Source organism: Candidatus Sulfurimonas baltica (assembly GCF_015265455.1).
In the GTDB taxonomy this organism is placed as follows: domain Bacteria; phylum Campylobacterota; class Campylobacteria; order Campylobacterales; family Sulfurimonadaceae; genus Sulfurimonas; species Sulfurimonas baltica.
The window spans coordinates 254401-278428 of the sequence record NZ_CP054492.1 but is presented as its reverse complement, the minus strand read 5'-3'; the positions used below and the strand labels follow the sequence as shown (position 1 = coordinate 278428).

At 35.5% G+C, this 24028-nt stretch carries 22 protein-coding genes; 3 read left to right on the top strand and 19 right to left on the bottom strand.

What is annotated here, in order from left to right; all coding sequences use genetic code 11:
• Window positions 1–19: 19 nt before the first annotated feature.
• A complete protein-coding gene (locus HUE88_RS01350) occupies window positions 20–1594 on the top strand; it encodes a DUF3373 family protein (protein ID WP_194370353.1) in 1575 nt (524 codons plus the stop codon).
• Between the two features lie 104 nt (window positions 1595–1698).
• On the opposite strand, the gene bcp is transcribed toward HUE88_RS01350, so the two are convergent.
• The 9 genes from bcp to mqnP are packed head-to-tail and all read right to left on the bottom strand — an operon-like array spanning window position 1699 to window position 7944.
• On the bottom strand, window positions 1699–2166 hold the full coding sequence (gene bcp, locus HUE88_RS01345) for a thioredoxin-dependent thiol peroxidase (protein ID WP_194370351.1): 468 nt from the start codon (window positions 2164–2166) through the stop codon (window positions 1699–1701).
• A 14-nt stretch (window positions 2167–2180) separates the two neighbouring features.
• A complete protein-coding gene (locus tag HUE88_RS01340; RefSeq protein WP_194370349.1) occupies window positions 2181–2756 on the bottom strand; it encodes a cytochrome b/b6 domain-containing protein in 576 nt (191 codons plus the stop codon).
• A gap of 15 nt (window positions 2757–2771) precedes the next feature.
• Window positions 2772–3236 (bottom strand): DUF420 domain-containing protein, encoded by a 465-nt coding sequence (locus HUE88_RS01335; protein WP_194370347.1) that lies wholly within the window; start codon window positions 3234–3236, stop codon window positions 2772–2774.
• 3 nt (window positions 3237–3239) lie between these two features.
• On the bottom strand, window positions 3240–3842 hold the full coding sequence (locus HUE88_RS01330; RefSeq protein WP_194370345.1) for a DedA family protein: 603 nt from the start codon (window positions 3840–3842) through the stop codon (window positions 3240–3242).
• Entirely contained in the window at window positions 3835–4857 is a 1023-nt protein-coding gene (murG, locus tag HUE88_RS01325) for an undecaprenyldiphospho-muramoylpentapeptide beta-N-acetylglucosaminyltransferase (protein ID WP_194370343.1), read from the bottom strand. Before murG ends, HUE88_RS01330 begins: the two co-directional genes overlap by 8 nt.
• A 17-nt stretch (window positions 4858–4874) precedes the next feature.
• Window positions 4875–6038, bottom strand: coding sequence for an FtsW/RodA/SpoVE family cell cycle protein (locus HUE88_RS01320; RefSeq protein ID WP_194370341.1), 1164 nt, complete (start codon window positions 6036–6038; stop codon window positions 4875–4877).
• Between the two features lie 6 nt (window positions 6039–6044).
• Window positions 6045–6569 carry a hypothetical protein gene (locus HUE88_RS01315; protein ID WP_194370339.1) on the bottom strand — a complete coding sequence of 175 codons (525 nt, stop codon included), beginning with the start codon at window positions 6567–6569 and terminating at the stop codon, window positions 6045–6047.
• A complete protein-coding gene (locus HUE88_RS01310) occupies window positions 6566–7087 on the bottom strand; it encodes a hypothetical protein (protein ID WP_194370336.1) in 522 nt (173 codons plus the stop codon). The genes HUE88_RS01315 and HUE88_RS01310 overlap by 4 nt, the downstream gene beginning before the upstream one ends.
• Window positions 7087–7944 (bottom strand): menaquinone biosynthesis prenyltransferase MqnP, encoded by an 858-nt coding sequence (gene mqnP, locus HUE88_RS01305; RefSeq protein ID WP_194370334.1) that lies wholly within the window; start codon window positions 7942–7944, stop codon window positions 7087–7089. Before mqnP ends, HUE88_RS01310 begins: the two co-directional genes overlap by 1 nt.
• 115 nt (window positions 7945–8059) lie before the next feature.
• Here mqnP and HUE88_RS01300 point away from each other — a divergent pair, with 115 nt between their 5' ends.
• On the top strand, window positions 8060–8419 hold the full coding sequence (locus HUE88_RS01300; RefSeq protein ID WP_194370332.1) for a diacylglycerol kinase: 360 nt from the start codon (window positions 8060–8062) through the stop codon (window positions 8417–8419).
• 1 nt (window position 8420) lies between these two features.
• Complete coding sequence (gene miaA / locus HUE88_RS01295) at window positions 8421–9314, top strand: tRNA (adenosine(37)-N6)-dimethylallyltransferase MiaA (protein ID WP_194370330.1); 894 nt, start codon at window positions 8421–8423, stop codon at window positions 9312–9314.
• Here the strand turns inward: miaA and HUE88_RS01290 are convergent.
• The 10 genes from HUE88_RS01290 to HUE88_RS01245 all read right to left on the bottom strand — a co-directional run bounded on the left by HUE88_RS01290 (window position 9302) and on the right by HUE88_RS01245 (window position 24022).
• Window positions 9302–11674: a tetratricopeptide repeat protein gene (locus HUE88_RS01290; protein WP_194370328.1), complete on the bottom strand. Its 2373-nt coding sequence runs from the start codon at window positions 11672–11674 to the stop codon at window positions 9302–9304. The genes miaA and HUE88_RS01290 overlap by 13 nt on opposite strands.
• Window positions 11675–11804: 130 nt before the next feature.
• Entirely contained in the window at window positions 11805–13313 is a 1509-nt protein-coding gene (gene nuoN / locus HUE88_RS01285; RefSeq protein ID WP_194370325.1) for an NADH-quinone oxidoreductase subunit NuoN, read from the bottom strand.
• The gene (locus tag HUE88_RS01280; RefSeq protein ID WP_194370323.1) at window positions 13313–14860 is read right to left on the bottom strand and encodes an NADH-quinone oxidoreductase subunit M; all 1548 of its coding nucleotides are present in this window, start codon (window positions 14858–14860) and stop codon (window positions 13313–13315) included. The genes nuoN and HUE88_RS01280 overlap by 1 nt, the downstream gene beginning before the upstream one ends.
• Window positions 14861–14863: 3 nt before the next feature.
• Window positions 14864–16786 carry an NADH-quinone oxidoreductase subunit L gene (gene nuoL, locus HUE88_RS01275; RefSeq protein ID WP_194370321.1) on the bottom strand — a complete coding sequence of 641 codons (1923 nt, stop codon included), beginning with the start codon at window positions 16784–16786 and terminating at the stop codon, window positions 14864–14866.
• A 3-nt stretch (window positions 16787–16789) separates the two neighbouring features.
• Entirely contained in the window at window positions 16790–17098 is a 309-nt protein-coding gene (gene nuoK, locus HUE88_RS01270) for an NADH-quinone oxidoreductase subunit NuoK (protein ID WP_194370319.1), read from the bottom strand.
• On the bottom strand, window positions 17095–17670 hold the full coding sequence (locus tag HUE88_RS01265; RefSeq protein ID WP_194370317.1) for an NADH-quinone oxidoreductase subunit J: 576 nt from the start codon (window positions 17668–17670) through the stop codon (window positions 17095–17097). Before HUE88_RS01265 ends, nuoK begins: the two co-directional genes overlap by 4 nt.
• An 11-nt stretch (window positions 17671–17681) precedes the next feature.
• Entirely contained in the window at window positions 17682–18296 is a 615-nt protein-coding gene (nuoI, locus tag HUE88_RS01260) for an NADH-quinone oxidoreductase subunit NuoI (protein ID WP_194370315.1), read from the bottom strand.
• A 9-nt stretch (window positions 18297–18305) separates the two neighbouring features.
• Window positions 18306–19292: an NADH-quinone oxidoreductase subunit NuoH gene (gene nuoH / locus HUE88_RS01255; RefSeq protein WP_194370312.1), complete on the bottom strand. Its 987-nt coding sequence runs from the start codon at window positions 19290–19292 to the stop codon at window positions 18306–18308.
• A 3-nt stretch (window positions 19293–19295) separates the two neighbouring features.
• Window positions 19296–21785, bottom strand: a complete 2490-nt coding sequence (locus HUE88_RS01250; protein ID WP_194370310.1) for an NADH-quinone oxidoreductase subunit G — start codon at window positions 21783–21785, stop codon at window positions 19296–19298.
• A complete protein-coding gene (locus HUE88_RS01245) occupies window positions 21782–24022 on the bottom strand; it encodes a 2Fe-2S iron-sulfur cluster-binding protein (RefSeq protein ID WP_194370308.1) in 2241 nt (746 codons plus the stop codon). Before HUE88_RS01245 ends, HUE88_RS01250 begins: the two co-directional genes overlap by 4 nt.
• Between the last annotated feature and the right edge of the window lie 6 nt (window positions 24023–24028).

Sequence of the window (24028 nt, the reverse complement as noted above, 5' to 3'; positions counted from 1 at the left end):
TTGCATAAAAAGGATCAATATGAATAGGCCTCTACTACTATCTTTAGCTGCTGCTGCACTCTTAAGTACAAACTTAAGCGCACAGTCAATGTATGAGCGATTTGAAGCAATGGAAAAAGAGATGAATCAGCTCAAAAGAGAGCTTTCTGCTTTAAAGTCTAGCAAATCTTCTACTAAGACCGATGAAGAAGAACAAGAAGAGGTAGCTTCAAGTGTAACATCTACAGAAGATGAAACAGTGGCAGTCGCAGAAGACAAAGAAGAGGATGATGGAGAAGAGATTGCGACTAATGAAGACAGGATATATGAGCTTGAAGAGGCTGTTTCACAACTAAACAGAAGTACATCTGGTTCTCATCTTAAATTTAAAGTTGATTACAGATTCGCAATTGAGAACATGAACTACACAATGGCTGATGGTAGTGAGGCTAAAAACAATGCTTTTATGACAAACAGACTTTGGATAAATACCGCATATAAGGCAACAAACAATCTAAGTTTCTCTGCTCAATTTGCTTACAACAAAGCTTTCGGGGAGCGTTCAGGTGCCTCAGTTCCTGCTTCAAATTCATTTGAAGGTTTCGACTGGATAGCAAATGAAAATGCGTATGATGACAAACTGAGAGTCCGATCTGCTTACTTCTTTTACAGAAACACAGAGTTTATGGGTCTTGATATACCATGGACAATAAGTATTGGTCGCAGACCATCAACAAACGGCCATCTTATAAACCTAAGAGATGATGATAAAGCTTCTTCTCCTCTAGGACATGCTATCAATGTTGAGTTTGATGGACTAAGTTCAAAATTTGTTATAAATAAAAATACAGGTACATATGTCAAGTTTTGTGCAGGTCGTGGGATGAGTAATGCTGCTCCGAAATTTTCATCTACTCCTTATGCTGAAGTTAGTAGTGATAACACAAATATAGATTTGGCTGGATTGATATTTGTCCCTTTTGACAACAAACAGTATTCTGTAGCAACCCAATACTACTATGCAAACAATCTAATTGATGCAGTCAACCCTAATGACCAAACTGCTGGCTTCGATACAGTAGGCGGTTTGCATAGCGCCAGCATCAATTTTACTGCCAAGGGGATTGGGAACGAGTGGAGCAACTTTTTAGATGATTCTACATTTTTTGTAAGTCTTGCTGCTACTGTTACGGACCCTAAAGATGGACATGGCATGTTGGGCTCTACTGATAAAGAGACTGGTACATCTTACTGGATAGGGACACAATTCCCTTCACTTCTTACAGAGAGCGGAAGATGGGGTCTTGAATTTAACCACGGTAGCAAATACTGGAGAAGTATAACTTACGCTGAAGATACAAATATAGGTTCAAAAGTTGCAACCCGCGGTAATGCATATGAGGCATATTTTACAGAGTATCTTATAGAAGATATATTGTCTTTACAACTTCGTTATACATATATAGATTATGACTACTCTGGAAGTAATGGATTTTTTGGAAGCACTTCAGGAAATTCAATGAGAATTTCTGACATCCCTACAAACAGTGCTATGGCCTCTCAAGTTGTAGACAAAGCGCAAGATATCCGCTTTTATCTCAGATATAGATACTAAACTAGATTCTGGGTCAAGCCCAGAATGACGGAATTTTCAAGCCCAACTGACGGAATAGTCAAACAAAAACGTCATCCTGAACTTGATTCAGGATCTCAAATATATTAACCCTGCAAACTCTCCAGTTCACTCTTAACTTTTTGCACATGCTCTTTAACTCTTACTTTTTCAAACACGGCTTTTACAACTCCATCTGGGTCTATAATAAAAGTAGTGCGAACAATCCCCATATACTCTTTGCCATAATTTTTTTTCATCTGCCAAACGCCATACTCTTGCATCATAGAAGTATCTTCATCACTTAAAAGTGTTACATCTATCTCATGCTTTTCTATAAACTGGCGATGCTTCTTAGTTGTATCGGCACTTACTCCCAATACAATCGCATTAAGGTCATTAAAGTCAGGGAGCGCATCTGTAAACTCACAAGCCTCCGTTGTACATCCAGGAGTATTGTCCTTTGGATAAAAGTACAAAACAATCCACTTCCCTTTTAAATCTCTAAAACATATCTCAACATCATCTTGGTTTGGAAGACAAAATTCTGGTGCTTTGTCATCTATTTTTATCATATATATTCCTTAGTTTAAACTGCTTTTTTTCCATTTATCATAGTTGAGACAATTCCGTTTTCGTCTGTAGTATCTGCAATTATTACACCTGCGATATGAAGTGGCACAAAAATCATAACAACATAAAAAACAATCTCATGAATATCTTTGATACTTCCTGCAAGCTCTTTACTCATCTGTAGCTCTTTATAAAAGTGTATTGACAAACCACTAAGTGCCATAAAAATAAGTGTCGCATAAATCACATAGTATGAAATTTTAACAGCTTTTTTATGAAGGGTTAACGAAGCAAAACTCTCAGTAACACTTGAGTCTTTAAAAAAGAGGAGTATTCGGTAAATTATTAAAAATGCAAGAGCATAGCCAAATATAATATGCCACTCCCACATCCCTGCGCGAACAGCTTTTGCTAATATCTTTGCTTGTTCTGCTGTTATCTCTAATCCCATCTCTGAGAGCTGAGTCATTAAAATTTCAGAGTTAGTTCTCCATGAAAGAAATGTTTTTCTTAAAAAAACAGTACCTAATAAACCGATAACTACTATGGCATTGAGCCAGTGCCATACTCTAAATTTTACAGTGTACTTCATCTTATCCCCTAAATCTTAATATACAAACATTAAAAAATAAACCCATATCCCTGTTAGTGAAGTCGCTATGACCCCTACAAATGTAATAAGACCCGCTTTTTTGTGCTTTTTTAATTGCACCTGTTTCTTAGCCATAAAAATAGTTGTTCCCCATATTATCAGTGTTATAACTGCAACTGCTATATGAAAAACCAAAACTATAAATGCGTAATTATGAGCGACTGAACTCTCCTCCATAAAGGCATTAAAGCCACCGCTTAGTCTTACTCCATATTCGAAATATGAGACTACAATCACTGAAAAAGCAAATATAAATATTTGAACATATGAGTGTGCTTTATAGTGTTTATTTCTTGCCAGAGCAATTGCCCCTGCCACCAAAAAAGGCAAAAGTGCAACAATAAGAGTTACTAAGTCCATAAAAAATGGAGCCCGTGTGCCGAAAAAACCAGGATGGAACATATATTCTAGATTACTCATTAATTAAACCTTCTTTCTTTTTTGAACACTATAATACCAATAAATCAATAAAACCAAGGTAATTAAAATAACAATAATAATTTGTTTTAAATAATTGTTAATTAATTCTTGATTTTCTCCTATAAAATACCCGAGCATTACAAGTATCAAAGCCCAAATACCAGCCCCAAGTGCAGTGTAAGCAGAAAAAGAGGCCAAGTTCATTCGAGAGAGCCCTGCCGGGATAGAGATTAACTGACGAATACCGGGTATAAGTCTTCCTGTAAAAGTGGATATATGTCCATGTTTTACAAAAAAAGTATCCATCTTCTCTATGGCATTCTCATTTATGAAAAAATACTTCCCATATTTACGTAAAAGCTTTCTCCCTAGTGTAAGAGCAAGATAGTAGTTTATAAATGCGCCAACCATAGAGCCTCCCAAAGCACTGGCCATTATAAGACTAATACTCATCTCACCTTTTGAGGCTAAATATCCGGCAGGAACAAGCACTATCTCACTAGGAAAAGGTATAAATGAACTCTCAACAGCCATTAGCAAAAATATTCCCAAATAACCCCAGTCAAAAATTAAATCTACTAAACTTTCTGCTAATTCTCTAAGCATTTAACACCTTGACAACATCTTTTATCATCTTAGAAGCGACATCTTTGGATGAGTACTCCAATAGAGCTTTACTTTTACTCTCAAGCTCTTCATCTAATATAGAGAGCAGTTTTACTCTTAAATCTTCACTCTCCCTCTCACACCATCCAAGGTTGTTCTCTACTATAAACTGAGCATTGTGGTACTGATGGTCGCCTGCTGCGTATGGGTATGGGACAAACAAAGCTGGACAACCATTAGCAGTTAATTCCCAAAGTGTGCTCGCACCTGCACGGCTAACAGCCAAATCGGCACTAGATATTAACTTATCCATCTCCTTTGTAAAAGCATAAAGTTCAACCTCTACATGTAGAGATTCATACTTATTTTTCACCCTCTCATAATCAGCCTCACCGGCTTGGTGAATTATTTTTATATTTAACTTTTTTAGATGTTTTGCTACGCTTAAAGCTAAATCATTTATAGCCTTTGCACCGTTTGAGCCGCCTAAAAAAATGATACTCCTTAGAGACTCTCTGACTCTTGCATGTTTAAAAAATTCATCTTTAATCGGGTAACCTGAAATAGGAGAGTTATTGTCATATGCAGATATAAACCTTTTAGCAAATGGCTTTAAAAGTGAATTTAGCCTCCCCTCAACTGCATTTTGTTCATGTATAAAAAGCGGAATGAACTTACTCAAAGAGGCAAAAGAAGCAGGAGCGGCAGAAAACCCTCCCACACTGTATGTTGCCACAATATTGTGCTGTTTTAGTAGTTTTCTTGATTTAAAAAATGCTAAAAAAATTTTAAAAAGTGCTTTTATTTTTTCTAAACCTTTTTTATTTACAACACCTGAGGTGTCCAAAAAATACACATGCGAAAATGAGCTGTGATGCTCAAAATACTTTCTATCCTGCCCACGTTTTGAGCCTATAAAAACAACCTCATGTCCGTCTTTGACAGCAGCTTCTACCAAAGCTTGAGCTATCATCAGATGTCCACCTGTTCCACCACCGGTAATGCATAATTTCATTTTAATTTCCACATATATTAATTCATTTTCGCTTTTTTAGATGCCATCAAAACCATTCCTACACCAAAAGAAGCCGCTAAAATAGAAGATCCGCCGTAACTTAAAAAAGGGACTGAGATTCCTTTAATAGGCGTAATACCGCTAATCCCGTAGGCATTTACCAAAAAGGCAAATGATAAAAGCAACCCAACACCCAAACTAAACAGATATATAGTCGAGTCATCTGATCTATTTGCAATTTTAAAGATTCTTTGAATCATCCACATAAATATAAACACCACCAACAAGACACCAACAAACCCAAACTCCTCTGCTAATCCTGCTAAAACAAAGTCTGTATGTACCTCTGACAAAAAGCCTAACTTAAATGTACCGTTTGAAACACCTGTTCCAAATATGCCTCCATTATGAATTGCATTTAGTGAGTGTCCGATTTGATAAGGTTCAACTTCCGTAGGAACTCTTAACTGCTTTGCTATTGCATCTGGTAAAAGTTCCAATACACTGTTTTGCGCCAAAGCCCACCAAGATTTGATACGAAGAATTCTATGTTCAGCCGTAAAAATGAAAAACAAGAAGAACATAAGTGCTCCTAAGAGAAGAGTCAAGAAAAATCTAAAACTGCTTCCGGCAAACATAAGTAAAAAAAGAAGCGTCAATCCAAGTACAACAACCTGACCTAAGTCATTTTGTACAAATGCTATAACAAACATAGCACCGATAAAGACTACTCCATATGGAGCAAACCGTATATACTCCTGTTTTATCCCCATTCCACCATGGTGTCCTAACTTTCTTGAAAAGCTCCATGATAAAAAATATACAAATCCGATTTTGAAAAACTCCACAGGTGCTATAGAGAATCCAAAAAACTTTATCCACCGTTTTGCTCCCCCAACTGCTGAAACTAAAAAGTCTGGCAGAAACGGCATTGCTATCATAAGTATAGCTGAGCCTATAAAAAGGGTAAAGCCTATTGGGGCTAAAAGCTTATCTGGATCGCCCTGAGCAAGCAACCATATTGTAAATATACTTATAAATCCAAAAAGTGCCTGTCTTACAGCAAAGTGAAATTCATTAACCTCAAAAAGAATAGTTGTATATGCAGAGAGGGTGTAAGTCAATATAATACTAATCCCTATAAGTGCGCAGACGAGAGCGAATAGTTTTCTATCTGCCATAAAACATTACTTGATTTTGTTGATTTTTAGAACAAACTCAACTTCTGCTTTAGATATATGCAACTCTTTTGATATTGTCTCAAGAGTGACACCCTGCTTGAAAAGTAAAATAATTTTTTCATCATCATTACCATGAATAGAGGTAGGGATAGAGATTTGTTTTACGCCGTTCTCTAAAGATGCGATTCTGGATTCTATATGCTCATCAATGCTTTGAACACTCTCTTCCAATCTCTTCAAGCCCAAAGAGATAGGTTTCACCATATCATATACTGTTCTCTCAACCTCTTGGTAGATATCATCATCGCTCATTCGGCTGGTATTTTTTGTAATATTTTTTTGTGTTTCGCTAAGTTTTTTTTTCAAATAGAAGATTTCTCTATTTAGCTCCTCGGCCACAGTCGCAACAGAGCGTATATTTTTACTGTACTGGGAATCTTTTGTAAAAACATAGTAAATAAGATATAAAATCATAGCCGCCATTGCGACTACAAGATACTCAATGCTAATATACTCTATGTTTAAGTTCATCTCTTGTTCTCTTTCGCTTCACGGATCAAAACTCTCTCTCTTGCAGTCAGGTAAGCGCCCCACTCTTTTTCATCTCTATCATGAATTTTACTAATTTTAGCAAGTGATTTATCAATAGCGGTAAAAAATATAGGCACATCTCTTTTTGGGTGAACTGGCATCTCAACTCTGCCATAATATTCTTTCCCTTCTTCTAAAATATCTTCTTTGAGTTTAAAATGCTCAAAACCAATAGACTCAATTGCCACCTCATCCGTTAATGACAATCTTTTTGGCTCTTCATTTTTTAAAAACTTCTCAAGTGAGTCTATTTTTCTATGCAACTCTACCATAAGATTTAGCAAAACCGGGTCTGTATCTGAACTCTCACCTTTTGCACGCGCGAGTTTAAGCCATTGACTTACTGGATCATCATCACTCTCGCTCAACTGCTGATACTCTCTTAAATACCCCTCATTATCTATCTCTGCTTCACTAAATGTTAAACTAATTGGAGCATTGACTAGACGGATATTCATTATAGAACCTTATCAAAAACAATTAAAATAAAAAATGCAATCCCAAGATAACCATTGACTGTGAAAAATGCACGATCTATTTTAGTAAAATCTTTTCTCACCAAATAGTGTTCATATCCAAGCATAACCGCACCTAACATTACTGCAAAAAATGCAAATATACCAAGCTCTGCCATCCAAGCAAACAGCGCCCAAAAAACTACTGTCAGTATATGAAAAAATGCTGAAAGCAGAAGTGTCGCTTCTGAGCCATATTTTGATGGAATAGAGTGAAGATTATTCTGTCTGTCAAACTCCATATCCTGCAGTGAATAAAGCAGATCAAACCCTGCAACCCAAAATATAACACCTAAACTAAGCATTACAGACCAAGGTGTAATCTCTGCAAGAACTGCAACTACACCGGCTATTGGTGCAAGTCCAAGAGATATACCTAAAACTATATGAGCTAGAGATGAGAAGCGTTTAAAGTAAGAGTAAGAACCAAGAATTAAGAGTATTGGGAAACTAAGATAAAATGCTAATGGATTTATAATATAAGCAACCCCAACAAAGACAAAAGCATTTACAAGAGTAAAAACCATAATGCTTGGAGCATCTAATCGTCCATCAACATTTGGACGAGATGATGTCCTTGGATTTTGTGCGTCTATATCTCTATCTGCAAACCTGTTAAGACCCATTGCAAAATTTCTCGCACTAATAGCTGCAAAAGCACCTAAAATGAGCAGCGTAAAACCAAACCAACCATCTGCCGCAACAATCATAGCGATAAATATAAATGGAAGTGAAAATATAGAGTGCTCAAACATTACCAGTTCGTTAAAATCTTTAATTTTATTAATATATCTTTGCAAATTTCACCTTGACGTATTTTTGCTTATTTTACCTAAACTAGGTTTAAATGTGTATGATTATTAAACTAAATTATATTATAATCGTTTACATAATATAACTAATAGGAATAGAGAATTGAGGAATCAACCGAAGTATAATTTTTTTAAAAACACAACGTATGCTCTAAACGGACTAAAAGATTTAATACAGACGGAGACATCATTTAAAATTGAGCTCATACTTGCTCTGATTTTATTGCCAGTTATTATATTCATAGAAACCACTTTGGTTTATAAAGCTTTGATGTTTATATCACTAATGGGGATGCTTTTGGCAGAGGCTACAAACAGTGCTATTGAGAGAGTCGTTGATTTAGTAACGCTTGAGCATAATCATATGGCCGGTCGAGCAAAAGATGTTGGAAGCACTATCGTTTTTTTAAGCATCTTTGTCTTTACTGTAACCTGGGCAATAATTTTAATAGATATTCTATAATATGAAACAACTTGCCATTATTGGTCCAACAGCATCTGGAAAGAGCGATCTGGCTATAAATATAGCCAAAAAGATAAATGCCCACATATTATCTATCGACTCACTAAGTATATATAAAGAGATTGATATAGTCTCAGCAAAACCTTCATCTGCCGAACTAAACTCTGTGAAACATTTTGGTATAAATTTACTTAATCCTGATGAGTACTTCAGTGTTGACATTTTCATTGATTTGTACAAAAAGATACTCTCTACATGTAGAGGTGAAAATAAAAATCTTATTATTGTTGGCGGAACATCTTTTTATCTGAAATCGCTTCTTGAGGGGCTCTCAAAATTACCTGATATTAGTAATGAAACAAAACTGCATGTAGAGTTAAAACTGAAAAATCTAAAAGAGTGTTATGGGTTTTTATATGACTTGGATGCTCCATATATGAGTGATATTTCTCCTAATGACAGCTATAGAATTGAAAAGGCGATGCTTATTTATGAAGCTTCTACTTTAACACCTTCAGAGTGGTTTAGACAAAATTCACCAAAACCGACTATAGAAAACTTGAATATTTACAATATAGATGTAGATAGAGCTGTTTTACGAGAGCGAATCTCTAAAAGAACATCTAAGATGTTAGAGCTTGGCTTAATAGATGAAGTTTGCGCTTTGGAGAAAAAGTATACAAGAGCGCCACATGCTATGAATTCTATAGGGATAGTTGAAGTTTTAGAGTACCTTGACGGCAAAGTTACAAAAGAGGTTATGCTTGATAATATATCAACCCATACGGCACAGTTGGCAAAGAGACAGCAGACTTTCAATCGCACTCAGTTTAAAGGCATTGTCAGCGCTCCACTTGAAGAGCTAGAGGAGATTATACTTTCTCAAATCTCCTGAGCAGCTTTGGCTAATTTAGCCCAAGATGACTCTTTGTCTGCATTTATGGAGTCTTGATAAGCTGCCTTTGCATCATCATCTCTCCACAACTTACTGTATATACTGCCTAAAAGATATTTTTGTCTTGCTCTTGTGTTCTTTTTTAACTCAATATTGTCTAGTGATTTTATGACTTCTAGTGCTCTATTGTAATTTTCTTTTTTTGAATATGCCTCGTAAAGTGCAAACTCAACAAAAGGACTCTGAGCGTTTGAATTAGAAATTGTTTGTATTTTCATAACCTTTTCGCCATATAATATTACTAAATTACTATCTTTTTTTTGACTTCCAGCTGATATCAACGATACATATCTCTCGATATCTAAATAATCCAATCCATAAACTTTTTCTATCTCTGCCATAGTGTCTATCATCTTTGTACTGTTTTCTAATCTAGAGTATGTGTCAAATAAGTACCTATAAACATCTTTGTAGTCTGAATTTTTTTTATCCTCTATTAGGGTTATTAAATCTTTTGAAGCTTCTATAACATTACTGTAATTTCCAGTAGCAAAATCAATTTTAATATATCTATATAACCACTTCTTTCTCTCATCTAAATCTTTTGATTTTAAATTCTTGTCTGCCATCTTTTTAGCAAGTTCATAATCAGCACCTTTCATGGCACACTCATATATCCCATCATCCCATTCATCTGATAGTTCAATTTTATATTTTGATGCTATCTCCAATACACTGCCACACTCTTTTACCTCTAATGCCTGTTTCATGGTACCTATTGCAGACGATTTAATCATATTTCCAACATCTTTATACTCTTCAGTGTCTAGCTTGAGAAGTTTTTCCTCTAAACCGAGAGCATCTCTGAATTTAGAATTTTGAATAAGGAGTTTAGCTTTTTCATATATAGCTTTGTTCCCTATGCTGTCCCCGCTGTATTCATTAATAAGCTTCTCATAATTTGTTAATTTTGTTGTTACATTATCATCACTTACATCAAAAAATAGACCATCTTTAGCAACTTTTACTTCTTGTTCATAAAGACCATCAGGGAATAGCTTTAGGTATAGATTCAAGGCTTCAAGTGATTCTTTTTTATTTTTTGTTTTACTAAGCCATACTCCTCTATTCTTCAGGAGTGTCTCATACTCCTCATGAGTATCTTCTAGGCTCTTAAAGAGGGCTTGTGCTATAGATGCTCCTGTATTATAATCTTCGCTGTCTACGAAATCATACATCATATCTATTGATTCTGGAATTGATTCAATAAAGTAGCTAGGCTTAGCTTTTGCCACTTTATCTGCATATACAGATGCCTCTTTGATATCACCTGATAATATAAAATTTTGCGCTAATCTGTATGCAGCAGTTGAAGCTACATCTATATCAGAAGTTTGTTCTAATGCTTTTTTAAATAACAATCTGGCTTGAGTAGCACTGCCGGACGAATCCAACATCTCACCCTTATATATGTATCCCCACTGAGCATAAACCGTATTGTCATGTTCAGTGAAAAGCCGGTCAAAAAAGTAATCAGCATCGGTTCCCAAACCTATTTTATAGTAAGATTTAGCAGCCATCGAGAGGACTTCAGCAATATTTTCATCTGAAGAATACTCTTTAAGATAGGCTTTTGCAACATCTATCAACTCGTCGTACAACATCAGTTTAGAATATGCTTTCATCTTGTAAAACAGTAATTCAGCTGTGAATAGTGAATTTGGATACTCTTTTATAACTTCGTCAATAAGTTCCAAGGTAAACTCATACTCCTTGTCATCATAAAGTTTTTTAATTTTTATATACTGGGAAACATCCCCGACTCTTTCTACATGTACGGGGTTTCCTTGCATATCTAAACTTCCTACATATGGAAATTTATCTTCTGCAAATGTAAATGGAAAATTTATAGATACATCCAATTCAGCGTTTTTCTTTATAAAAGGTAATTCATTTCTATAGCCGATAACCATCCAGTGATTTGAGAGTTTTACATTGGAACTAAAAACAGTATCATCTTTAGTTAAGTCAAATACTATTGGGACAAGTTTCATTCTTTCATATGGTTTTATTATTAAAAAAAAAGTTTTATTCTTTACTTCAGTAGTTATCTCAAAAAAATTGTTTTGTATCTTTTTTAACTTTTGAGATGGGGATTTTGAAAATGCGCAAACTATTTTAACAATTTCATCAAAATCATTTTTCATATCTTGGCATAAAAATTTATCTTCATCTCTTAAATGAAGTGTTGAGAAATCCTGATGATTCTCTTTTGCACCTTGAAGAGATATTTCAAGTGAAAAAATAGGTTGAGTAAATAGGAGTAGCAGCGACAGGGCTAAGAGCAAGGTTTTTAACAAATTTCTATCCCTATTATTAATTTTTACAACACCTAGTTAAGCTATTGCTTCGCTAGGTTGCACCAACCTTGACACTAAAGCCAAACCATATTATTATTGGTTGACATTAGCATAAATGCAGAGAAATTTATTAATATCCGCTATTGTATACGAATGATGTAACAAACTCTAAGAGTGGGTTTAGCAATAAAAAAGCAAATATAGTTCCTATTGCTGCAAAACCGATAATAGTTTTAAGTGGAAGTGTTGCATTAGACACATATACATGTCCATCATTACCTACCACCGGTTCTCTCATAAACATATATACTATAAGTTTTAGGTAGTAGTAACCGGCTATAGCAGAGTTAAGTGCCATAATAAGTGCTAATACTGTATAGCCTCCTGTAATCGCTGAACTAATCATATATAACTTACCCCAAAATAGAGCGAAGGGAGGAAGACCGGCTAAACTTAACATAAACAGAGCCATAATAGATGCAGCCATTGGTGATGTTTTAACCATCCCGGCAAATTTGTCATAACTATGGTCTGATTGCTGATGAGCTGGAAGATTTTTCTGTCTGCTTATCCACAACATAGAAAAAGATCCTAAGTTTGTGAAACTAAATAAAATCCAGTATAAAAATAGAGCACTGTTTGATTGTGTAGTACCTATTAAAATTGCTGCCATAACAAAACCTGCATGTGAGATTGAACTATATGCAAGCATTCTTTTTACATCAGTTTGAACAAGTGCCCATATATTTGCCATAGTCATAGTAAGAACTACACCAATATATAAAATCACTTCTAACCAAACTATCCCACTATGAATTAAAAACTCAAATAGTCTCATGGCAACAACAAATGCAGCTATTTTTGGAACAATTGACATGTATCCAGCTAGTGCAGCTGAAGAACCCTCATAAACATCTGGAGTCCAAGTATGAAAAGGGACCATAGAAAGTTTAAAACCAAACGATGCTAAAAGGAATACAACTCCAATAAGAACAAAGCCTATATCAGCATAGTTGTTTGCAGAAAGAACACTTGCTATCTGATTTATCTCCACTGAGCCTGTAAGTGCATAAAACACCATAGAACCAAAACTAAAGAAACCTGCAGCTAAAGCACCCATTGTAAAGTACTTAACAGCAGCCTCAAATGATTTATCGCGGTTATGCATAGCAATCAAAGTGTACAGTGCTAAAGAAGCTGTCTCCAACCCTACAAAGATTAATATTAAATTATCAGTTGCTACCATAAACTGGAAGCCTGCTATCATAAATAAGAATAATGCAAAGAATTCAGGGTATGAGAACTCATGGAATCTCTTATGTGTTAGTGCCAATGGGATAAAAAGCATTGATGCTGCAACGATAATGAACTGCGACAAAATTGCCAAACCATCTATAAGCATTACATCAAAAACACCCATAACTGTACCGTTTTGGGCAAATATACCTGCTGAATCTAACAGTGCAGCAAAATCAATTCCCAATACAAGTAAACTTATCATTACATATAAAGATTTATCTTGTCCGCTTTTAAACAGATCTATTACTAAGATTAAAAGAGCACCAACTATTGGAATTAGCATTGGTGCTAAAGTCATTAAGTTTAGTGACTCCATTGAAATATTTACTGGTGATAACATTAGTGTGCCTCCTTTACAGAAGTCTTATTAATTAGAATATTAAGATTTGGTATTCTATTTTTTGCTTCCTCAGTTGTAGATTTTTCATGCATTAACTGAACAACTGCTTCTACTGAATTATTGATAGGCTCTAAGAGCGGTTTAGGATAAATACCTAGCCATATAGTTATCGCAACTAAAGGAATTAATGCTATTAGCTCTCTTTTGTTTACATCTGGGAGATTTCTATTTTCCTCTTTTGTAACTTCACCAAAGAACATCTTTTTGTAAGCTGCTAGCATGTAGATAGCTCCTACGATTATTGCTACACCTGCTAAAAGTGTTAAGATATGAGACTGCTGATAAAAACCAATAAGACTTAAAAACTCACCTACAAAGTTAATTGTAAGCGGCATACCAACTGAAGCCATCATCATTATTCCAAAAATTGTCGCATATCTAGGCATAACTGCTGCAAGTCCACCAAATTCACTCATAAGTTTTGTATGACGTCTGTCATAAATAACACCTACAAGCAAGAACAGAGCACCAGAGACAACACCGTGAGCAATCATTAAAAATACTGAACCTGTAATTCCCTCAACATTAAGTGCAAATGTACCGAGGATAATTACACCCATATGAGATACAGATGAGTATGCAACAACCTGCTTAATATCTTTTTGTGCGTATGCTACCATCGCAGTGTAGATAATCATAATAATTGCCAATACTGCAATTGGGTACATGAAGTAAACTGACGCATCTGGAAAAAGTGGCAGCGAAAAACGGATAAAAGCATATGTACCCATTTTCAGTAAAATTGCCGCAAGTATTACAGAACCAATAGTTGGTGCTTGACCGTGAGCGTATGGTAACCAAGTATGGAATGGAAACATTGGAACCTTGATTGCAAAACCAAAGAAAAATGCTACAAATAACCAAAGCTGGAATGATTCAGGCAATATTAGACGGTACCAATCAAGAATTGCAAAACTCCATTGACCTGTTGCTTGATAGTAAAAATAAGCCATAAACAGCATACCAACTAGCATTACAAGTGAACCTGTAAATGTATATAAGAAAAATTTAACAGAAGCGTAAATTCTTCTTGGTCCACCCCATGCACCAATGATATATAACATTGGTACTAGTGAAAGTTCCCAGAATACATAAAACACAATAGCATCAAGAGCAACAAATACACCTATCATTGTCATATGTAAAAACAAAAGTGTGATTATCATATTTTTTACATCTTTAGTATCCGTTAACGAAGCAATCCCAATCATAGTAAAAAATGACGCTAATATAATAATAAATAGTGATATACCATCTACACCGACAATATAGTTAATTCCAAATGCTGGAACAAGAGCTACCTGCTCCATAAACTGCATGCCAGAAACATTTGAATCAAAAGCAAACCAAAGCCATAGAGATAGCGCAAACTCCACTGTAGCTACTGCTACACCGTATGAACGCATACTGTCTTTATGAACAACGAATCCAAGCACAGCTGCTAGTGCCGGGAAGAAAATTAAAATCGATAAGATATGATCTAACATATATTAAGCTCCTAAACCTGATAAAATCGTTTTGATTTCACCAGAATATCTAACTGCAAGTCCAAAAACTACAGCTAACGATAGCAAGACAACAGTTCCTGCTACCATCCATTTAAGCATAGTTGATAGATTACCACTCTGCATTGCTCTTGTGTTTTCACCAGTTGAATAGAACATATGTGCTATTCCATCAACACTTGCGTCAACAACTTTTTCATCAATCTTTGTCCAACATGCATCAGACAACTCTCTGTATGGCTTAACAATATACTCTTCATAAGCATAAGGGATATAGTATTGATTGAATAAAAGTTTATATGCAAAACTTTTTTCCATTTTAGAAGTTCCATCAGGTACTTTTATATCTCTTGATGTATATTTTTTATATGCAAAAAGAATTGCAGCAATAACAAAAAGTTGTGTACCAATAGTCATAATCCAATATGTCAATTGTGAATGAACATGATACTCTGTAGCTGGAAGTACATATGTAACCATCTCAAAGTATGTCATTTTAAACGAACCTGCAATAATTGCAAGAATTAAAAGTGGGCTCATAGCAACGAGCATAAACTTGTATGCTTCATGCGGATGAAAACCAAATAGTTTATATCTCTCTTCACCATGGAAAATTAAAGCAATAATTCTAAATGAATAAAATGCAGTTAAACCAGCAGTTAATAGTAGCACTGTATAGATGATATAGTGATGTTCAACAAAACCAACCTCTAGGATTAAATCTTTTGAAAAGAAACCAGCAAATGGATATATACCAGCAAGAGCAACTGATGCTAGTGTCATCATAATCATACTAGCCTTCATCTTCTTGCCAAGTCCACCCATTTTAAATGGATCAAGTTCACTATCCATAGCGTGCATAACATTACCAGCACCAAGAAATAGTAATGCTTTAAAGAATGCGTGTGCCATAAGGTGAAATAATGCAACCCAGTATGCACCTAGTCCTGCTGCAACAAACATATATCCAAGCTGAGAAAGAGTTGAGTAAGCAATAACACGTTTAATGTCACGATTCACAAGAGCCATTGATGCTGCAAAAATTGCAACAAAAGCACCAAGAGATGCTATAAACAACCCTACATGTGGAATTAAATCATACAACGGATTAGCACGAACTACAAGATAAACACCGGCTGTAACCATAGTAGCAGCGTGAATTAGTGCAGAAACTGGAGTAGGACCTTCCATCGCATCTGCGAGCCATGTATGTAGTGGAAACTGAGCTGATTTACCCATAGCACCGATAAACAAAAATATACCCATCCAAGTTAAAACATCGCTCTCTAAAGAAGGCATAGCAGCGAATGCTTCATCATACTGAAGTGTACCTGTATTCCAATAAACTAAGAAAATACCAATAAGCATTCCAAGGTCAGCAATACGGTTCATAATGAACGCTTCATTAGCAGCCCATGTTGCAGACTCTTTTTTATACCAAAAACCGATAAGACCCCATGAACAAAGACCAACACCTTCCCAACCAATAAAAAGACCAGCAAAGTTATCACTCATAACAAGAACAAGCATTGAAAAAACAAATGCAGACAACCAAGCAAAGAAACGGTTAAAACCTGCATCGTGATCCATATAACCAACTGCATATACATGTACAACAGTTGAAACTAGCGTTACAACCATCATCATTGTAACAGATACTTGATCAACTACAAATCCAAAAGGAATATATAAGTCTCCGGTTGCCATCCAAGTCATCATCTCTACATGTAGTGTATGACCAGTTGAAAGTACCAAAACAAGAAGGATTGTACTGCTCAGCAGAGAAACACCAAGCAAAATACTTGGAACGATACCAGCTATTTTTGTCCTAGGAGATGCACCAAATAGTGCTGCAAACAAAGAACCAACTAGTGGCGAAAACAGTGCAGTATATAAAAATAATTCCATCTGTTATCCTCTCATCATTGACATTTGGTCTAAGTCAATATTGTTATGTTTTTTATGCCATACAATTAGCAGACCAAGCCCAACAGCTACTTCTGAAGCAGCAATAGCTATTACGAAAAATGCAAACATCTGTCCTGTTAAGTCACCGTAAAAATGTGAAATCGCAGCAAAAGATATATTTACAGAGTTAAGAAGTATCTCTGTTGCAAAAAACAACATAAGCAGATTTTTTCTTCTCATTACACCAACTAGTCCTATAGCAAATAAAATTGTTGAAAGAACAAGATAATGGTTTAGTCCAATTTCCATCATGAAAGCACCTTTTTATTTTTTTCTTCTCTCATTTTTCTAATATCATCTTCATCCATAAGAGTCAAAGAAAGATCCATTTTTTTACCGGCAAGAACAATACCTGCAACCATTGCAACAAGTAGCATTACGGCGGCAACTTCAAAAGGGACAAGATACTTAGTAAACAAAACCATACCTACCTCTTGAGTATTTCCTGCACCTGGAGTCATTGGATAAAGAGCAGTAATGTTATCACTTACGATAGGACCGGCAAAAATAGCAACAACCAATATTGCAGATATGATACTTAATCCTACAACAATATACTTGTTACCGTTTTTCTCTTTTATCTCTCTGGTAGTATCAAAGAACATCATACCAAATGCATAAAGAGCCATCACAGCACCTGAATAAACAACGATTTGAATCGCACCTAAAAAGTCAGCACCTAATATAAAGAAAAATGCTGATATAAAAATCATCCCTGCTGCCAATGCTGTAAGGGCATATAGCGCCTGTGACGTTGTTACTGTAATATAAAACATAGAAATTGTTAAAAATGCAAACAGATAAAATGCAATTGCTTCAAACATAACCTAACTCCTTAATATGATAGAGGTGTTTTTTTAACACGCTCATCTTCATGTGGTGTAATCGCACCAAAACCTTCGAACTCCAGCTGTTTTCCAGCCTTCATCTTATCTATTGGAGTTAACATATCTTCATACATTACAAAGTGCTCTCTTTGATCACTAGCATTTTCATACTCTCCACCGTGCGTAATTGCAAGTTCTGGACACACTTCAGCACAATAACCACAAAAAATACATCTTCCAAGATTAATACTATATTCAGAAACCTCTTTACGAGAATTTTCATCAATTTTAGTATCCATTTTAATACAGTTAGAAATACAGATTTTTTCACAAAGCCCACAACCGATACATCTCTCTGCCTCAGACTCCCAAAGTCTTTTCATCTCATGCACTGCACGATATCTTGGACCAATTGGCATCTTCTCTTCAGGGTATTTTATTGTATGTATGTCAAATCTTATCATCTCACGCAATACAACCCAAAGACCAACAAAAAGCTCGCCTCTAAGACTTCTTTTAAGTGTTCTTTTAAACTTATCCCAACCAGTGGTAGGATAATCTTCTATATCTACTAAGAAATATCCGTTACTGACATCTCTGTCGTTAAATTGTTCATTATTCATCATCACCCCTTACATCATCACAATTGCAGTGATTAAGATATTTAGCACTGCTATCGGCATTAGAACTTTCCAACATAACCACATCAATTGATCTGGTCTAACATCTGGCCATGCAGCTCTTGTCCATAAGAAAAAGAAGAAGAAAAATGCCATTTTACCAAGTAAACCTAAAGCACCTAATAGACTTCCATCACCATATCCACCTAAGAAGAGTAGAGGTATTACAAAAGAGATAAAGAACATATTTGCATACTCACCAATAAAGAAAAGTCCCCATCTCATACCAGAGTATTCTGTACCGAAACCATCAATAATTTCATGATCATTTGCTATAAGATGAAATGGCGTACGACCAGTTTCAGCAAATGCAGCAATCCAAAATAAAATAAATGCAACAGGTTGAGACCATACAATCCAATCTGTAAATCCACCAGCTTGATACTCATTAAAATCAATCAGTGAAAGTGAGCCAACTAACATAATAGGAGCCAATATTGACAAACCTGTAACAACCTCATAAGAGATAAATACTGCAGCACCACGAGCAGCTGAGAGTAATGCAAACTTATTAGCTGATGCCATACCACCAAGAAGAGGACCATAAAGACCAACTCCCATAATCCCTAATATATATAAAATACCAATATTAATATCAGCAACTATTGGATGAACTTCATATCCAAAAAGTGTGAATGATGGCAAGAAAGGAATTGCAGCAGCTGCCATAAAAGCGGTAGCAGCTGTAATAACAGGAGCAATTTTAAATATTCTTCCAACTACATTAGAGGGGACAATATCCTCTTTAGTAAAAAGTTTTATTCCATCTGCCGCAACTTGTAAAAGTCCGTATGGTCCAACATTCATTGGCCCTAAACGACGTTGCATAAATGCTAAAATCTTTCTCTCAAAATAAGTACCTATCCCTGCTAATGCAGAAAAGACAAGTAAAATTACAACGATTTTTATAACCGTTTCAATTAAATATGCTGTTTCCATATATTACACCTTTTCAATCGAAGCTACTGCAAAACGGTAACCGTTTAGAAGAACCTCTGAATTTATTTTAGAATCAAACGTTGGTAGAAGTGCAATATCACCACTGATTTTATTATCACTTACGATATTAACAACAAGCTCACCACTCTCACTCTTAACTCTCACACTGTCTCCTTCACTTAAATCAGATTTACTTAGGAACTCTTCACTCATGTAGAGTCCGCCAATCTCATTAAGATTAGTAGTTTTATTTGTAAACTCTGTAAACTGTCTTACTGGATTAGCAAGATAGATTATAGTACCTTCTAGTTTTGAATCACTAAACTTTTCTACTGATTCATCAGAACTTGTTTTAGCACTAACATTCTCTAAAAGATATCCACGATGCTCAACTCCATCATTAGAGTAATGATTTGGTAAAGAGTCAAATTTCACACCCTTAAAGCCTGATGCGACTGGAAGAGAAGCAGTATAATCAATAGTATTATACGCTTTAATACCCAATTTGTTTGCGATATCGTTTAGTGTATAACCATTGTATCCGACAGCAGCATTTGTAGGGTTTACTCTTTTGTTAACACTTGTAAGAGTCCCCTCTTGCTGATTAATAGCCGGCATATCCAAGTCTCCTTCACCAAGAGCACAGAGAGTAAAGTCACCCTTAGTATTGTACCCAACACTTAATGAGCCGCTTGTTTCATCAAGCTCACATATAAGTGCAACACCTAATGAATTTGTAAGAGTTGGTATCATAGTAATTTCAAATGCACTATACTTCTCAATTAGTCCTAAAAGACGAGCAAGATTTTTTGAGTTTGGATGAGTATATAGGTCCGGTCCGGCAATCAGAGCAAAACTATCTTTTTTAGCTAGATTTTTCTCCAAGCTCTCCATAAACTTACCGTCTGCGCCTAATATCTCTAAAAGTCTGTTATCATCAACAACAACCTCTTTAGAGATTTTTTTAGGAACCATTTTTTTCTTCTCTTCTTCTACTTCTTCATCTTCACCGGTCTCTTCATTTTTCTTCATAACGTTTACTATTTCAGTAATTTCTTCTTTAATTGTCTCTTCTATTGTAATGGTTTTTTCAGAATGAAATGTTGCCAAATAGTCAATAATACTAGCTGGAAGTTTCTCTTTATCTGCAAAAAGGTCAAGAATCAGGTATAAAACTGCTTCCTCTTGAAGCGGAGCATGTTGAACCGTCATAATGCTTTTGCCAAGACCCTCTATGATTGGATCTTTTACAGGATGAAAATATAAACCTGCACCTTTATTTACAGTCATTGAGTTATTGAGGGCATATCTTGCATTTGGATTATCACTCTTAAGTGCTGTACCAACAGAGATAATGAAGTTTGCGTTATGAGTAGCTTCTAGGTCATTGCCATAAAGTTTAGTACCACTAATTTCACTATAGTTATTTAAAAATGTCTGGAATGATTTAGCTTCACTATTTACAAGCTTAACTCCAAGTTTCTCTTTTATTTTTTGAAGTATAAAAGCCTCTTCGTTAGTTATAGTAGATGTAAACTCAATAGTATCAGCTTTTTTGAAAGCTTCAATTGCATTTGCAAATGCTGCCTCATCTTTAGCTTCAACTCTGTTTTGATAGTCAAATCCATATCTTCCGGCGCCACAAAGCGAAACATAGTTCCACTCATTCATAACACGATAGATTTTATCTTCATCATTTTCAATACTAGTGTGCTTAACATCGTAAGTTATTTGACAACCAGCAGAACAGTGTCCACATGTAGCAGGAATTTGATTTAACTCCCAAGCGTTAGACTTATACATAAAGTGAGTATCAACTAAAGCGCCAACAGGACAAACTGAAGCACACTCGCCACAAGATGTACAATCAAGCATCTCTTCACCGCTTGTTAGTCCAATAACAGATTTATTAAGCTTATTCCACATTGCATAAGCATCTTTTGGCATACTCTCTTTATACTCTGCATCCAATGCATCTGCACCGCGGGCTACAGTTTTAAGCGAATTGTCACCAATCATATCTTTACATGCTGTAACACATCTCTCACAAACTATACAAAGAGCCGGATCATAATGTAAATGACCCCAATCTTTTGATTCTCTTGCTACATCTTTAACAGCGTAACTTTGAGAATCTACACCCATCTCTAAAGTATAGTTTTGCAACTCACACTCACCAGACTGATCACAAACACCACATTGAAGAGGATGGTTTACATCGTAAACTTCCATAATAGCACGGCGTTCTTTTGCAATATTTTCAGTCGAAGTTGTAATGTTCATACCATCTTTAGACTTAGCATTACAAGCATAAACTTGTTTGCCATCAGCCTCTACAAGACAGATACGACAAGCTAGTGTTGGACTACATCTTGTTAAATAACATATTGCCGGTATAAAGATATTGTTTGCTCGAGCAGCGTTGAGTATATACTCGCCCTCTTGCGTTTGAATATCTTTACCATCAATGTTTATAGTAATATTTTCGCTCATTGTACCCTCTCTAGTTTAACTTGCTTGTAGCGATACGATGCACTGTTTTGCATAGAATCAAAGTTTGGATTAAATGCAACTGTCCCTTTTAGCTTATTGCCAACTATAAATTGCCTAATTTGCTCTTCACCGTCAACAGTAAACTTAACATCATCACCACTCTTAATCTTTGCAGCATTTGCAAACTGCTGTGAGCCTAAAATAACCGCTTTATCAACAATCTGATGTGCCTTGTCAGTAAAGAGATTAAACTGTGAAATTGGGTTACAACTGTAAATCACAGTTCCGTTAAATTCTTTTATCTCTTCTACTTCATCCAAAGTAAAATCTATATCTACTGAAGAGTTAGCAAGTTTATATCCACGAACTTGTTCCCCATCATTAAGATAATAATTTTTTAAATCATCAAATTTTGTGCCGTTATACCCTTTACTCAAAGGTAATTTTGGGGTAAAGTCAATTACATTTTTACAATACACTCCAAGCTCTTTAGCTATATCGCTAAGCTCATATCCATTAAACGCCATTGCAGCATTAACAGGGACAACTTCTTTATTAATAGTAGTGAATGTCCCCTCTTGCTGATTCATTGCAGGCATATCTAAATCTGCATCGCCTTGCGCACCTATTGTAACTGTTCCATATGTGTTATAGCCTATATCAGCTAAAGTATCTTGTGAAGAGAGCTCACAAATAAGTGATACACCAAGAGTATTAGTGTCACTTGGTATTATTACTGTCTTAAAGTCACTATACTTCTCAAGCATACCGGCCATTTTTGCAATATTTTCTGCTTGAGGATGGTTATACAAATCTGCTCCTAAAACTAATATAGGAGCTTTTTTACGATTTTTATTTTTTGCCAATAGTTCAAACTCTTCTTCACCAATACTGCTCTCACCACAAATATAACCATGGTCAATAGAGTCAAAGAAAGATTTATGCTCATCTTTAGCTCCATCAGAAACGAACAACTCACAAAGCAGTGCTAAAATCCCCTCTTCAGAGCCAACTTCATGTTTAAAGTATTGTGTAACAATATTTTGAATAGTATCATCTTCGATTGGATGTATAGCACTTACGTAAGCTTTGTTTCTCTTAACAGCTTTTGAGAGTGCAAAACGAACCATTGGGTTATCTCTTGATATTGCGCACCCTAAAGTAATAACAAAATCACTATGTGCCACATCCGTTAAATCACCACTATACAGAGAGTTTCCACTAGCGCTGCTATAAGCTTTTAAAAACTCTTGATATGCTTTTGCATCTGTGTTTATTAAATTGTATCCATGCTTATTTTTAAGTTCTTGAAGAGTATATGCTTCTTCATTTGTAATCATAGAAGTAAAGGCAATAGATTTAGCATCTTGAAATGATTTCAAAACTTTTTCAAAAGCCTCAGTATCTTTGCCTGAAACTCTGTTTTCATAATCATAACCAAAACGTCCGCCGCCACAAAGTGAATCATAATCATCTTCATTTGTAACTCTATATATCTCTCTATCACCAGATACGGAACCAATTTTACTATCTTTAACTTCGTAGTTTAAATTACACGCGCTACTACAGTGTGCACATGCTGATGGTATTTTATCAAGCTCCCAAGCATTTGTCTTATATTTAAAATCAGAACTAGCCATTGCCCCAACTGGACAAACAGAGATACACTCTCCACACTGAATACATTTTGAATAGTGGTTGTCAATTTCTGACTTATATCCGCCTGGCTTAATATATAACGCTTCTGAACCAACTACCTCATTACATACAGATGTACATTTCTCACACATAATACATAGACCTGGGTCATAACTAAGAACGCCCCATTTTTTTTGTTTTCTTTTTTGGTCTTTTGTAGCGAATGTCTGCTCTGCTACTTCAAATTCTAATGTCTTATTTTGTAAATCACACTCTCCGCTTTTGTCACAAACACCACACTGAAGAGGATGGTTAACATTGTAAAGTTTCATTATATTTTGGCGCTCTTTAAATAGCTCATCTGAGTCTGTTGTTATTTCAACACCATCTATAGGTGGAGTATTACAGCTGAGAATAAAACCGTCTACCCCTTTAGCTTGAACAACACACATTCTACATGAAGCATTAGGTGTAGTTTTTGCCAAATAACACATCGTAGGGATATACACTCCCATGCGACGAGCCACCTGAAGGATTGATTCACCATGCTTAGCTTCAACAGAGGTACCGTTTATTTTAAAATTAATTGAATTATTCATATACAT